Raw genomic sequence first — 13915 nt, 5'->3', positions numbered from 1 at the left:
CAGCTCATTGATTCCTTTTTCTAGGACCACCAATTGACTACGTCTATTGATCCTTGCCTGGAAAATAAAAAGTCTGTGGATGTCCCTATCTGCTACAATCATATTTTAGCTTCCCTGTGACATGTCCGTCAAGTTCAAACCAAAGCCTCAGCAATTGTTTGATCAATAACTAAAATAGTACAGCATTTACCTAATAATAATGACTTGATGCTTTCAGCTTTTTCATTGCCGCAGCCAATGATCATTACATCAGGCATAGTTGCTAAATCCTCTACTTTAACACCTAACATGCGTTTACTTATTTCATTGTTCACTGTTTGACCATTTTTGTCAAATAAGGACGCTACGGCATCTCCTTTAACATTTGTTTCCTTGATCACTTTTAATTCTTCTGCTTCAATGTAACCAAGGCGTTTCCATGTAGAAGTTTTATTTGGGTTGCCAACACCAATGATTGCTAAATCAACATTTCGAGCTTGATCTAGCGCTTTCCCAACTAGCTGTGTCTTGTTTAGCACATCAGCTAAATCGATGCTCTCAGCTAATGCTGGCGCATAAAAATACTGACAGCGGCTATTGAGCTTTTCAGCTAATCTGAAAACCAGGTGATTTGTATCATAATAGAGGTGTTCACTAGAAACCCCACCCACTAAAGGGCAAACATTAATCGTTGGAAATGAGCAATAAGGCATCTCGTCGATCATATCAGCCAATGTTGTTCCCCATGATAAGCCCACACTCATTCCAGTTTTTAAACGTTCTTTAAGATAAGTTGCTGCGGCTCGACTAACTTCCTTTTTCACTATCTCAGCTTCTTTTTGCTCATTAGCTGGAATGACAATCACATCTGTAAGTTGATAAGTCGCTTCCAGCCGTAATGCTAACTCGACGACATAAGCAGACTCATCTTTGATTGAAACTGAAACGACCCCCCTCTCTTTCGCCTGTTGTAAAATCTTTGAAATAACAGGCCGGGAAATACCCATTTTTTTTGCAATCACCGCTTGAGTTAACCCTTGCTCATAATACATCGTAACAATTTTCAACATCTTTCGACGATCTTCACTGATCTTCATTAGGCGCCTCGATTCCAGACATGACTCGTTCCAGAGCTTTTAGCAGTGACTCAACTTGAGGTGTTGCGTTAGCCTCCAATAGCTTTTGTGCCGGCATTGGTACAAATTCTCCGCCTAGTCGAGCAATAGGTGCTTTCAAGTTCATAGCTGCTTTTGATTCAGCAATGATTGCCGTGATTTCTGCACTGAAGCCACTATTTTTTACAGCTTCGGTTGCAACGATCACTCGTTTTGTTTTAGCAACAGAAGCTAAAATCGTTTCTTTATCAAAAGGCACTAAGGTTCTTGGATCGATGACTTCAATCGAGACACCTCGCTTGTCTGCAATTTCCGCCACTTCTAAAGCTTTATTGACCATGATGCCTGTTGCAATAATGGTCACATCACTTCCGGCACGTTTAATATCTGCAACACCGATTGGAATCGTATAGGCAGTGTCCGGCACCATATCCGTTGTTTGGTATAGAAGCTTATGTTCATAAAACATGACTGGATTATTATCGTGAATGGCAGCATGAAGTAACCCTTTTGCATCATACGGATTAGAAGGTTGAATTACTTTTAATCCCGGGATATGAGCCATCCAGTTTTCCAAACTTTGTGAATGCTGAGCTGCAGCTCCAGTTCCTGATCCAGCAGCTGTCCGCATCACTAAAGGGACTTTTGCCTTTCCACTATACATATAATGGATTTTTGCGGCTTGATTGACCAACTGATCCATCGCAACAGTAATAAAATCTGAAAACTGTAGCTCGATTATCGGACGCATACCCGTCATTGCCGCTCCAACCGCTGCTCCAGCGATTGCACTTTCTGAAATCGGCGTATCGCGAACCCGCTGCTTACCGTATTTTTCCTGAAGTCCTTTGGTTGCTCCAAATCCCCCACCGTAAATACCTATATCCTCACCTAGAATAAATACACGTTCATCTTGAGCCAGTGCTTCATCTAACGCTTCGTTGATTGCTTGTAAATAAGTAATTGTTCTCATGCTTCATCCTCCGCATAGACATGTGTCCACAAATCAGCAACTGTCGGTTCGCTATCCAATTTCACAGAAGCAACTAGATCTGCCATTTCCTGCCGTATGGTCATCTCCAATTGTCTGATCGAGTCTTCTTTCATCCTAGCAGTTTGAATCAGTTTTTGTTCTAAACGGAAAATAGGATCGTTAGTTTCTTGCCACAGTCGACATTCTTCCTGCGAACGATACATGAGCTTATCAGATTTAGAATGACCTTTGTGACGATAGGTCAATGCTTCAATCAAGGTTGGTCCACCGCCATTTCTTGCTTTCGCTACAGCTTGTGAAACCGCTGAAGTCACACTGGCTAAATCATTTCCATCGATCGTGATACCTTCGATTCCGTAACTTTTACCTCGTTCAGAAAGCTTATCGATATTAACCATCTGCTCAATAGAGCTACTCATGCCATATTGATTATTTTCAATGAAATAGATGACGGGCAATTGCCAAATAGAGGCCAAATTCAAGGCTTCATGAAAACTTCCTTCATTTGTAGCACCGTCTCCTGCATAACACAGAACAACTTGATCGGTCTCTTGCATTTGAGCACTTAACGCCGCACCAGCTGCAATTGGAAAACCAGCGCCGACAATGCCATTTGAACCTAAATTTCCTATGTCCAAATCAGCAATGTGCATACTGCCACCTTTGCCTTCATTTGTTCCAGTCTTTTTACCTAGCATTTCAGCAAGCATACTGCGAATATCAGTTCCTTTTGCAATACAATGCCCATGATTTCTATGAGTGGACACGATCCAATCACTTTTCTTTAAAATACCTGCACCACCAACAGCAGTTGCCTCCTGCCCGGTGCAAAGATGCATTGTGCCGTATAATTCTCCAGCATCAAAGAGCTCTTGGATCGTTTCTTCAAAAATGCGAATTTCCCACATCGTTTTCAGAGCGGCTACATCATCAATGGGGTTTATTTGTTGGCTTTGGGTTCCAGTTTGATTCATTTTCTCACTCCTTTTACATTTGTTCCGATATAAATCATATGTAAATATCTTATCGTTTTATAGGACCGATAGCAAGATTATCTCTTGATTTTTTTGATTTCTTTAAAATTTCTCCATTTTCCTATTATTTCTGTACAGATAAGCATGTTTTTTTGTTTAAATCGTATATAATGGAATACGGAGGTGGAAACAAATGTTATTTCATGATGAAACTGCAATGCTCTTTTGTATGCATTGCCAAAAAGAGACACTCCATGATATTCAATATATGAACGAAATCATTTCCAGCATTGAATGTACTGAATGTCATAATCAACTGAGTATCGATATCGATGCAATGAACCAATTTTATCATTATCTTTATGAGCGTTTAGTTTCTAAGCCTGGACGTTTAACAGAAGAAGCTAGACAAGATTTCAGTAAATTTTTAGCCACCATGCCAATGAGGATTATTAGTAAACCGATGCGTTTTACAACTGAATATAATCAAATGAATAAAGAAGTGAAGGATTACGTTTCACGCGTAAAACAGGATGAAGACCAAGATGACTAAATTAACCCACTTACTGACAAACGACAACGTTTTTTTATATGATCAACACTGTTTAAGCAAAAAAGATTATTTTCTTCCTTTTGCTTTAACCGACACTTTTACGACTTTTTCTGGCATTAATCAACAAACGATCATCCATTTTTGGCAACTAGATCAGGCTATGATCCTTGGTATGAAGGATACTCGCGTGACAGATTTACACAGTGGTTTAGCTTCTTTAAAACATGATGGCTATCAAATCGTCATTCGTAACGCTGGAGGTCTCGGAGTAATTGCTGATGCAGGGATTTTAAACGTCTCATTGATTTTACCTAATCCGGGAAATAAAAAAATTAGTATAGACGATGCTTATACGTATATGTGGACTTGGATTAAATTAGCTTTTGAAGATTCTCACCATAAAATAGACGCTTTCGAAATTACAGAATCTTATTGTCCTGGTACATTTGATTTAAGTATTAATGGCAAGAAATTTGCAGGCATCGCTCAACGCCGGGTGAAAGATGGGACTGCTGTCATGATCTATTTAAGTGTCAATGGTGATCAACAAAAACGTGGTGAAAGTGTACGACGTTTTTACAAAGCTAGTTTACAGGAAGATTTTGGTAAAAATGGCTACCCTCCTGTTGATCCTACAGTAATGGCCAACCTAGAAGAGTTGCTCAACAAAAAATTAACGATCGCTGAAGTGAAAAAACGATTACTTAGCGTATTATTAGATAACACGTCTATTACACTTGATGATCAGTCACTGCAACGCTTATCACAAACTGACTGGTTTAAGACTGAAACTGATAAACAAATCAGTAAAATGCAGCAAAGAAATCAATTGTTGCACTAATGGTATACTACAATCATCGACCACTAGCTGATTTGCATGTTATTCAATAAAAATCTGTTTTCTTTCAAAAGAAAGAGCAGTTCTACCAATAATCATTAATAAAAAGGAGTGAAACGATGCCTACACCTTATAAGCAGCAAATTTTACCCATTGAAAAAGTATTTAGAGATCCAGTTCACAACTACATCCATGTGCAACATCAAGTTATATTAGACTTGATCAATTCAGCAGAAGTACAACGTCTACGTAGAATCAAGCAATTAGGCACCTCTTCTTTTACCTTTCACGGTGCTGAGCACAGCCGATTTGCTCATTCTTTAGGCGTTTATGAAATTACGCGACGGATTTGCGATATCTTCCAGCGTAATTACTCAGCTGAACGTTTAGGGGATGATGGTTGGAATGACAATGAACGGCTGGTTGCTCTTTGCGCTGCTTTACTTCATGATGTCGGTCATGGGCCATATTCTCATACATTTGAACACATTTTCAAAACAGATCATGAAGCGATCACTGTTGAGATCATCACGTCACCTGAAACAGAAGTTTTCCAAATCTTGAATCGTGTTTCAGCTGATTTTCCAGATAAAGTTGCCAGCGTGATCACAAAAGAATACCCTAATCCCCAAGTTGTTCAAATGATCTCCAGTCAAATTGATGCTGACCGAATGGATTATTTACTACGAGACGCCTATTTTACCGGGACAGAATATGGTACCTTTGATCTGACTAGAATTTTACGCGTAATTCGGCCGTATAAAGATGGTTTAGCTTTTGCTATGAACGGTATGCATGCAGTAGAAGATTATATTGTTAGTCGCTACCAGATGTACGTCCAAGTCTATTTTCATCCAGTTTCTCGTGGCATGGAAGTTATTTTGGATCACTTACTCCATCGCGCAAGAGAATTGTATGAGCAAACACCAGAAGATTACCAACTGCATTCTCAGTTATTAGTCCCTTTTTTCAAAGGAACTTTTTCATTACAGGAATATTTGAAACTTGATGATGGCGTTTTAAATACCTACTTTACTCAATGGACCTCACTGCCGGATCCGATCCTTAACGATTTAGCCAATCGCTTTTTGATTCGCCGACCACTTAAATCAGTTACTTTTTCTGGTGCTCGGGATTCCGTAACAATACGACATCTGCAAGCCTTGATTGAAAAAGTTGGCTATAATCCAAAATATTATACCGCCATCAACTCAAGTTATGACTTGCCTTATGATTTTTATCGTCCAGAAAAAAACAGTCATCGCACTCAGATCGAAATTATGCAAAAAGACGGCACTTTGATTGAGCTTTCTAAAATTAGCCACTTGGTTGCGGCCCTTGCTGGTCAAACACAGATCGACGAACGTTTCTATTTTCCAAAAGAAATGATGAACCCAAAAAGACAGCAGCATTATGATTTATTTGACGACACCTACCGCGAATTTGCCGCTTATATTCATAATGGAGCATTGATTGAAGGAAAAAATTAAAAAAGTATTTATACAGGAGGAAGTTATGACAGTCAAATTAGTTGCAATCGATATTGATGGAACATTACTTGATTCAAATAGAAAAATCAGCCCGAAGGTAAAGGAAACATTAAAAAAAGCTAATGATAGCGGTATGTATATCGTTTTATGTACAGGAAGACCTTTACCAGGGGTAAAAGAACAGTTAGCCGAATTAGATTTATATGGTGATAATGATTATGTAATTACTTATAATGGCTCTTTAGTCCAAGCGACTAAATCAAATGAAATCATTTCCCAATATACGTTAAGTTATGATGACTTTTTAGAAATCGAACTAATGGCACGAAAAGTTGGCGCTCATCTGCACACAATTGACGATACAGCGATTTATACAGCGAACCGAGATATTGGAAAATATACCGTTCATGAAGCCTATTTAGTGGACATGCCGCTTAAGTATCGTGCAGTTGATGAAATGACTCCTGATTTGTCGATTATCAAAATGATGATGATCGATGAACCAGAGATTTTAGATAAGGCCATCAGTCAACTACCAGAAGAATTTATTAACAAATATACAACTGTTAAAAGCACTGATTTTTATTATGAAATTTTGAATAAAGAAGCTAGCAAAGGAAATGCTTTAGCTAAACTTGCCGAACACTTAGGAATTTCTCAAGCAGAAACAATGGCGATTGGCGATAATGAAAATGATCTATCCATGATCGAATATGCTGGTATCGGTGTTGCTATGGGCAACGCCACTGATAGTGTAAAACAAGCAGCGGATGTTCAAACAACGAGTAACGATGAAGATGGTGTGGCAGAAATTTTACTTCAATATATTTAAAAGTTGTCTGACACTTTCTCATTTACTTGATGAACAAAAGCATTTATTCAGATTTTAGTGGAGAATGGCACAAAAGTATTTAATCTAGAGAACCGAGTAAGTAGTTTGGAACATCGACTCGTACCTCATTGTGTTTCAAAACAATAAGTGGAAATTCATGAAAATGACATTCAACATCAGAATTTTTAATTCAGATGTTGAATGATTCCTAATAGGTACTATTCAATTTTTGGTGAACAAGTAGGTATTGTGCAGCATCCGTTCATTACATTCACTGTGTTTTACAACAATTTCAGCTTATTTCCAAAGGGAATACTTCTGCTCTCACTCACTACTTATCTGTTTTTCCTCGATTATTTTTCCAAGCTCAAGACTTTTTCTTGCGCCAGATAATGATACACCTCGTTTGGGTCATTACTTGTATCTAGTAAAAAATAAAATTGTGGATCATCTAGTAATTTTACTAATTCCACCATCGCGTTTAAATGACGATTGTTTTCAGTAGCTGCTAAACAAAATATATATTTCACTGGATCATTCTCTTTGTTTCCAAAGACAATCGGCTCTTTTAATACGCTGATACTCATACCTAGTTGCCAAACGCCATCAATCGGTCTTGCATGAGGTAATGCCACATGTTTAGAGATAACCATATACGCACCTTCTCTCTTGGCTGTTTCAATAATCGTATCGATATAATTCCGCGTAATTCTCCCTGCTTTTAATAAGGATGCTGCAGATAAACGAATCGCTTCTTCCCAATTTTTAGCGCGCATATTTAGCTGAATCAAATCCGGGGCTGTAATTTCCTGTAAACTTGGCCCTTCACTTTCAGCTTTGCTAGGCTCTTCTTGATTGATTAGATATTCATACAATTCTCTTTCCAAACTAGACCCTTCAGAAATTATCGCATGCCGTTTGATGATTTCCATGATTTTTCCCACACTAGGTAATTTGAAATTGAAATTGCCAATTTGAGTATACACGTCGCTGATCAACCGATACCTTTCCCTAGTATTCATAATTGGACTAACAATGTAGACAGGTTTTTTTGTATAAAATAAACGAATATTAGGTACTGTAGAAAAAATTAAGTCATATGAATCAGTTAGACGTTCGATTTCGTTCGTTTCGACTGGTCCTAGAAAAGCTAACTCCGGAAAAAGGGCTTTCAACTCGGTATATACAATTGATGAACTGCCAATTCCATTAGGACAAACAATCAAAGCCACCTTTTGTATCGTTGTATATTCATCAAAATTAGAACAAAGTGACGCAAAATGCATTGTCAAAAATGCAATTTCATCCTCTGGTATTGAATGTTCGAATAAAGAAGAAAATGGCTTTAATGTTTCTTCAACAATATTGAATAACTCGCCATATTCAGCTTTGATCTTATTATGAAGCGGATTTACAATAGGCAATTTGAAATATAAACGATAATATGCTGGTCTAAAATGAGAATATAACTGACGCACAACCAATTCCTGATTATTAAAACGAATACCTGAAATTGCTTCAAAACGTAAAATAATTCGTTTGACTAATTCCATAATTGTTTCGTAGTCTTTTGTCGTATCCCCTGCCCGTCCAACTGACAAACCTAAGATCCATGCACATAGATACATATGAGCTGCCTCATCTTCGATACCAAAGTGATTGAGAATTTTTTGGGAAAATTGATATTCCTTCATGGCAATCACCGCTGGCAACTGATATTTATCATGGAAGACTGCTGGTAAAATCTGCAAGCGTTTTTTCAAAAAAATGAAGGTATATAAAAATTCAGTCAAACGGTTTTCTACAAAGGAGATACCATATTCCATGATATACGTTTCAATCAACTGTTTCGTTGATTCAAGCGTTTCAATGGGATGTTTTTCTAAAAACTGATCATAAATAAAAGTTGTATTATGTTCTGATGAATCCCAAATAATCATTTTCATTAAATGATAACGGATCTGCTCCTCACTTCCGGATAATCGATACCCATCTTTTCTAGTGTAGAGCAACTGAATATTTTCTTTTCTCAATTCAATCGTTAAGCTTTTTAAGTCATTGATAATGGTCGTTTTACCGACGCCAAGCTCTTCAATAAAATGATTGATCGAAAGATAGTCATCCGCATAGTAAAATAAAATTAAGTAAAGATACTTTGATCGTTCAAAAGCATTCATTAGATATTCTTTGGCATAGGTTTTATCTGAAAGTAAAGAAATAAACTGTTCTCGGAGTTGGTTCGTCAAAATGATCCGATTGTTTTCGATCACTAACTTTTGTCCATTTTCAATTGTTGCAAATTCATTGATTTTCTCTACTGAATATTCTAATTGACGTTTTGTTAAACCAGTTTGAGTTGCCAATTCGTTTACGTCATGTATGGAACGCTCAATTAGCCGTTTCATTACTTTTCTAGAACGCTCGTCTGTCACTATATCCCCTCCTCCAAAAACAGCTTAAATCAACTTTTCAAAAAACTGGATGATCCTTTATTGTTCATTTCTGTACTTAGCGACCGCTTGCTTCAATTGTTTAGCATTTTTTGCTATTTCTTCTATAGAGCCTTTTGTCAAGAGACTCCCGATACCCAAACAATCTACACCACTCATCAACCATTCGTCAATATTTTCTAAATTAGCGCCGCCAGAGGACATGATCGGCAAATACGGTGTTGGTGTTTTCAATGTTCTAATCAGCGTTGGCCCATAATAGCTTGATATCGGAAATGCTTTGACCATTGCTGCCCCTGCTTCTAGCGCCGTGATCATTTCCGTCATACTAGTACAGCCCGGCATATACGGGATTTGATAACGATTACACAATCTACAAACAGCCTTATCGTAATTTGGAGCAATAATAAAGCTTGCTCCAGCCAAGATAGCCAGACGAGCTGTTTCACTATCCAAAATGGTCCCAGCACCAATCAACAGGTTTCTTCCATATCGTTCGTTTAGTTGTTGAATAATTGTTCCTGCATTGGGCAATGTATAACTTATTTCTAGACAATCTACGCCTCCAGCTAAGCAGCCATCTGCAATTTCAACTGCTCGTTCGATCGTTTCTACCCGAACGATCGCCATAATTGCTGTTTCTTCAATCCTATTTAGGATAGTTGTTCGAAACATATTTTTCTCTCCTTTAGAAAGACTGACCTTTTTTAAGGTACCCGTCCATTGTTTGTGATACTTCCAATAACGCTTCTTTACTAACTGGCTGAACAGGTAGTCGTGGATTTCCAACCGGAATCCCTTGGTAATTGATTGCTGCCTTTAAAACCGAAGGAATGGTTCCAAGCTTTAAGATACGGCGAAATTCTTCAATACTGTCTTGCATTGCTTGGGCTTTTTCCAAGTTTCCATTTAACCAATAATGATAAATAGCTACATCAATTTCTGTTAAAACATTTGAGGTAGCCGCGACAGCTCCGGTAGCACCAGCTTTTAACGCATCTAAAATAAGCGAATCCGATCCTGATAAAACAGCAAATTCCTCATTCTTTGTTGCATCTAGATATGCTTTTATGTTCTCTAGATCACCGCTACTATCTTTGATACCAATAATATTAGGATGTCCGGCTATTTCTCCAATCATGCTGGAACTAATCGCTATGCCTGTATTTTTAGGCATATTATAGAGCAGAATAGGCGCTGTATTTGCTTCAGCAAGAGTTAAATAATGAGTGATCAATTCATTTTCAGTAAGCGGAACAAAGTATGGCGTAATCACAGATAAAGCATCTGCTCCTAGTTTAGTCATTTCTTTTGATAAAGCAATAACATGCTCAGTACTGTTTCCACCAGTTCCAACGTATACCGGCACCCGTCCATCCGTCTCAGTAATAACACTTTGGGCAAATCGTAGTTTCTCGGAGTCGCTTAAGACATGAAATTCACCATTTGTGCCAAGGATAAACAAGCCATTAACTTTTTTTTCAATCAAATGATTGACTAGCCGTTTTGTGGCATGTAAATCGATTTGATTCGCTTTATCTAGAGGTGTAACCATTGCTGTAATAAGTCCTTTGGGTTTCATATTGCTCATCCTTTCCTTACTCGTATACGGATATACTTTGACCTAACGCACCTCCTGGATGCCATTTCACATATTCTTTATTTGTGATTCTCTTTTCTTCTTGTAGTAAAACACTTAACGATTGGAGTAGTAAAATCTCCGCTAAGATTGATGCACGAGGTGGTTTGTTCAAAGAATCGCCCTCATTTTCCACACCAGCAAAAAGGAAACAATCACTATTTTTTGCCAACCATGACTCCTTTTTTCCGGTGATAGAAATAATGCGAGCCCCATTTTGTTTAAGCGTTTGAACTGTTTTTTTAATTCTTCTGTTTCTCCGCTATTCGAGATTGATAAGACGATATCCCCTGATTTCACTTGCCCTGACGATCCGTGAATCGCCTCTGTTCCGTCTAAAAAATAGGCCGGGGTTCCCGTTGAAGAGAACAATGATGCAATATATTCTGCCACATGTCCAGGTTTCCCGATTCCTGTCACATGAACACGTCCACCTTTTTTTTCTGAAGTTAAAATCAACTTTTTTGCCACGATCAATGGTTCTATTGCTATTTCTTGTATGAACTTCTCTAATTCTTCAGATGTATTTTCAAAAAAGTTTAATACCACTCGATCTAGTTCTGTTTTCATCTGATTCATACTACCTCCTATCAACTTCTAACTCTACATTAGGTATAACTATTTCCAACATAAGACTTCTATCAAGAGAAAAGACCTAGTATCTTTTCAACAAAAATGCCGATAACATTGTAATCAATATTTGGGAATGTCGATCCTTCTAATCCCATACTTCCGTATACGGGATAAAGAATAGTTGGCAAAAATGCAAGCAATAAGCCAACGATGAACGAACCTGCTACAGCGCCGCGCCAGCCGCCCGTCGAGTTACCGAACACACCTGCTGTTCCTCCTGAGAAAAAGCAAATATGAGCTGCTGGAATAATGACTATCGGGAATTTAAAAATCACCATGATCGCAACGCCAACGAGTCCTGCAGCATACGCAGATAAGAATCCAACGATTACAGCTGTTGGTGCGTAAGGAAAGACTGTAGGAACATCTAATGCTGGACGAGAGTTTGGAATGAATTTTTCTGAAATAGAGACAAAAGCAGCTGTAATTTCTGCTAAAAACATCCGTACACCTGTCATTAAAATCGACATGCCTGCTGTAAACGTAAATGCTTGAATCATGGGGAAAACTAACCAATGAGCTGTTCCTGCCAATTCTTGGGTAGCTTCTCTACCCGCTTTTAAAGCGGATACATAAAAAAGTATCAGCATGATTACTGCCACACCCATCAAGAAATCTCTAAAAAAAGACAGCCATTTTGGAAAATTAATATGCTCTGTACTTTTCTCTTCATGTTTACTAAATAATTTCCCAATATATCCAGACAAGGAATAACCAATCATATTAAAATGACCAATCGCAACATCGTCACTTCCAGTAATTTTTCGCATAAATGGTTGGCATAACTGCGGTAATGCAGCTGAACAAAATCCTAGGATCGTGCCACCTAAAATAATTGCAGCAACATCTGAAATACCATGAGACTTGATAATCAATGAAAGGACGCAAGCGAAAAATAAACTATGTCCTGTTGTAAAGAAAATATTTTTCATTGGTGTGATTCGAGCAAAAACTAGATTCATTAAAAATCCTAGGATTAACGTGCATGATGTCACTAACGCATATTGCTCTTGAGCCATCGCAGTTGCAGCTTCTGGTGAAGCAACAACCCCCACGATATTAAACCCTGTTTGAAATAATTTATTGAAATTCTGCAAGGCGCCTGTCATTAAAGCACCACCAGCACTAAAGACCATGAAGCCGATGATTGTTTTAAACGTCCCTGTTAAAACTTCAGTACCTGATTTTTTTGAGCAACTAATCCTACAAATGCCACGATCCCTAGTAAAATTGCTGGTGTGCTTAAAAAGCTAATAATAAAATCCACTCTTTTTCATCTCCTTATCTTTGCCATAATACAGAATCAGTTATTCAAAAAACTACTTAACTTACTTTGGATTTCATTTTTATCCACGATATTATTGATTCCGATAATCGTTTGCTTCAATCCTTGCGATTCCAATTCCTTTGCGACATCAGCAAGTGTTATCAATAGATCACCATCAAATCCAGACACTGCATCTAATGATGAGTGCTCGACTTGAATTGGAAAACCATTCTCTTTGATTACTTGTTCTGTTTTGATTTTTAGCATTAAACTTGAACCAACTCCTGCTCTACAAGCAACAAGGGCTTTATGCATTTGTTCCATCTCCTATTCTTTTGCAATAATATATTTTAGAATATCCATTGGATTTTTCGCGCTATCTAAAATTTGATAAAAATATTGATCACTTAGTAAATTGACTAACTCAGCCATCGATTCTAAATGTGTCTCACTATCTTTAGCGCTCATACAAAAAAGATACTTCACCGGGTCATTCGCTTTGTTTCCTGATTTTACCGGCGTTTTTAACGTGGTGATGCCCATCGCTAAACCCAATGCACCATATTGTGTTGGCGCATGAGGCAATGCAACATGTTTTGTGACCACAATATAAGGCCCCAGAGTCTGGGTGGTTTCAATAATTTTTTCAACGTATTCTGCTGTGATCTTGCCCCCATCGAGTAGCGGATCTGCAGATCGACGAATTGCTTCTTCCCAATCCGCAACTTCAATATTCAGCTGAATAAATTCTTCTTTGATCATCTCACTTAACAATATGCAACACCCCTTTTGAATTTCACCAAGCGTACGACTTATTGGTTCCTTTTCAATATAATCTGTTTATGAAAGGGTTTCAATCTCTTTTGGTGCCTTATTTTGTAAGTCACTACCACAAAATGTGGTCCCTAAAACCGAATCCATGCAAAAAAAAATACTTTCTAGCGAAAGTGACACAAAAAATGTAATGCATTTCCGTCATAGGTAGTTATTTGACTGCTTTTGATCCCAATCGCTGCCTAATCCGTAAACAAAAACTGAACTCAATCTACTAATTATAAAAAATCGAATGAACTATTTCATGATTTTCTCATTTCATTTTTCATACAAAAAGCGTAAGACAAACTTAAAAATCAAGTTTGATCCTACGCTCT

General features: G+C 37.8%; 12 protein-coding genes and 2 pseudogenes. 4 read left to right on the top strand and 10 right to left on the bottom strand.

What is annotated here, in order from left to right; genetic code table 11:
• Window positions 1-134: 134 nt before the first annotated feature.
• Genes V192_RS0103010 through V192_RS0103000 form a run of 3 tightly spaced genes read right to left on the bottom strand, consistent with a single transcriptional unit; the run spans window position 135 to window position 3062 of the window.
• On the bottom strand, window positions 135-1076 hold the full coding sequence (locus V192_RS0103010) for a sugar-binding transcriptional regulator (protein ID WP_025868891.1): 942 nt from the start codon (window positions 1074-1076) through the stop codon (window positions 135-137).
• A complete protein-coding gene (locus V192_RS0103005; protein WP_025868890.1) occupies window positions 1063-2067 on the bottom strand; it encodes an alpha-ketoacid dehydrogenase subunit beta in 1005 nt (334 codons plus the stop codon). The genes V192_RS0103010 and V192_RS0103005 overlap by 14 nt, the downstream gene beginning before the upstream one ends.
• On the bottom strand, window positions 2064-3062 hold the full coding sequence (locus V192_RS0103000) for a thiamine pyrophosphate-dependent dehydrogenase E1 component subunit alpha (RefSeq protein ID WP_025868889.1): 999 nt from the start codon (window positions 3060-3062) through the stop codon (window positions 2064-2066). Before V192_RS0103000 ends, V192_RS0103005 begins: the two co-directional genes overlap by 4 nt.
• Before the next feature lie 193 nt (window positions 3063-3255).
• Between V192_RS0103000 and V192_RS0102995 the strand changes: the two genes are divergently transcribed.
• From V192_RS0102995 to yidA, 4 genes are all read left to right on the top strand, one after another.
• A complete protein-coding gene (locus V192_RS0102995) occupies window positions 3256-3615 on the top strand; it encodes a hypothetical protein (protein WP_025868888.1) in 360 nt (119 codons plus the stop codon).
• Window positions 3608-4456 (top strand): lipoate--protein ligase family protein, encoded by an 849-nt coding sequence (locus tag V192_RS0102990; RefSeq protein WP_025868887.1) that lies wholly within the window; start codon window positions 3608-3610, stop codon window positions 4454-4456. The genes V192_RS0102995 and V192_RS0102990 overlap by 8 nt, the downstream gene beginning before the upstream one ends.
• Window positions 4457-4572: 116 nt before the next feature.
• Window positions 4573-5943, top strand: a complete 1371-nt coding sequence (locus V192_RS0102985; protein WP_025868886.1) for an HD domain-containing protein — start codon at window positions 4573-4575, stop codon at window positions 5941-5943.
• A gap of 25 nt (window positions 5944-5968) precedes the next feature.
• Window positions 5969-6775, top strand: a complete 807-nt coding sequence (gene yidA / locus V192_RS0102980) for a sugar-phosphatase (protein ID WP_025868885.1) — start codon at window positions 5969-5971, stop codon at window positions 6773-6775.
• Window positions 6776-7128: 353 nt separating this feature from the next.
• Here yidA and V192_RS0102975 read toward each other — a convergent pair whose 3' ends face one another.
• The 7 genes and pseudogenes from V192_RS0102975 to V192_RS0102945 form a co-directional block, all read right to left on the bottom strand.
• A complete protein-coding gene (locus V192_RS0102975) occupies window positions 7129-9207 on the bottom strand; it encodes a BglG family transcription antiterminator (RefSeq protein ID WP_025868884.1) in 2079 nt (692 codons plus the stop codon).
• Between the two features lie 57 nt (window positions 9208-9264).
• Window positions 9265-9900 (bottom strand): beta/alpha barrel domain-containing protein, encoded by a 636-nt coding sequence (locus V192_RS0102970; protein ID WP_025868883.1) that lies wholly within the window; start codon window positions 9898-9900, stop codon window positions 9265-9267.
• Window positions 9901-9913: 13 nt separating this feature from the next.
• The gene (gene dapA, locus V192_RS0102965) at window positions 9914-10807 is read right to left on the bottom strand and encodes a 4-hydroxy-tetrahydrodipicolinate synthase (RefSeq protein ID WP_025868882.1); all 894 of its coding nucleotides are present in this window, start codon (window positions 10805-10807) and stop codon (window positions 9914-9916) included.
• 16 nt (window positions 10808-10823) lie between these two features.
• Window positions 10824-11434 (bottom strand): annotated as a pseudogene (locus V192_RS19120) (SIS domain-containing protein).
• A gap of 71 nt (window positions 11435-11505) precedes the next feature.
• A pseudogene (locus V192_RS19115) lies at window positions 11506-12764 on the bottom strand (PTS ascorbate transporter subunit IIC).
• A gap of 36 nt (window positions 12765-12800) precedes the next feature.
• Entirely contained in the window at window positions 12801-13079 is a 279-nt protein-coding gene (locus V192_RS0102950; RefSeq protein WP_025868881.1) for a PTS sugar transporter subunit IIB, read from the bottom strand.
• A gap of 12 nt (window positions 13080-13091) precedes the next feature.
• Window positions 13092-13538: a PTS sugar transporter subunit IIA gene (locus tag V192_RS0102945; protein WP_025868880.1), complete on the bottom strand. Its 447-nt coding sequence runs from the start codon at window positions 13536-13538 to the stop codon at window positions 13092-13094.
• Window positions 13539-13915 lie beyond the last annotated feature (377 nt).

Origin of the sequence: Enterococcus crotali, assembly GCF_000633635.1 — a bacterium.
Taxonomy (GTDB): domain Bacteria; phylum Bacillota; class Bacilli; order Lactobacillales; family Enterococcaceae; genus Enterococcus_L; species Enterococcus_L crotali.
The sequence above is the reverse complement of the archived record's forward strand: the minus strand, read 5'-3'. Positions and strand labels throughout refer to the sequence as shown.

Bases quoted from the DNA above. Each gene is read 5' to 3' on its own strand.
- V192_RS0103000 (WP_025868889.1), bottom strand. From the start codon at position 3,062: ATGAATCAAACTGGAACCCAAAGCCAACAAATAAACCCCATTGATGAT.
- yidA (WP_025868885.1), top strand. From the start codon at position 5,969: ATGACAGTCAAATTAGTTGCAATCGATATTGATGGAACATTACTTGAT.
- dapA (WP_025868882.1), bottom strand. From the start codon at position 10,807: ATGAAACCCAAAGGACTTATTACAGCAATGGTTACACCTCTAGATAAA.
- V192_RS0103005 (WP_025868890.1), bottom strand. From the start codon at position 2,067: ATGAGAACAATTACTTATTTACAAGCAATCAACGAAGCGTTAGATGAA.
- V192_RS0103010 (WP_025868891.1), bottom strand. From the start codon at position 1,076: ATGAAGATCAGTGAAGATCGTCGAAAGATGTTGAAAATTGTTACGATG.
- V192_RS0102990 (WP_025868887.1), top strand. From the start codon at position 3,608: ATGACTAAATTAACCCACTTACTGACAAACGACAACGTTTTTTTATAT.
- V192_RS0102970 (WP_025868883.1), bottom strand. From the start codon at position 9,900: ATGTTTCGAACAACTATCCTAAATAGGATTGAAGAAACAGCAATTATG.
- V192_RS0102985 (WP_025868886.1), top strand. From the start codon at position 4,573: ATGCCTACACCTTATAAGCAGCAAATTTTACCCATTGAAAAAGTATTT.
- V192_RS0102995 (WP_025868888.1), top strand. From the start codon at position 3,256: ATGTTATTTCATGATGAAACTGCAATGCTCTTTTGTATGCATTGCCAA.
- V192_RS0102950 (WP_025868881.1), bottom strand. From the start codon at position 13,079: ATGCATAAAGCCCTTGTTGCTTGTAGAGCAGGAGTTGGTTCAAGTTTA.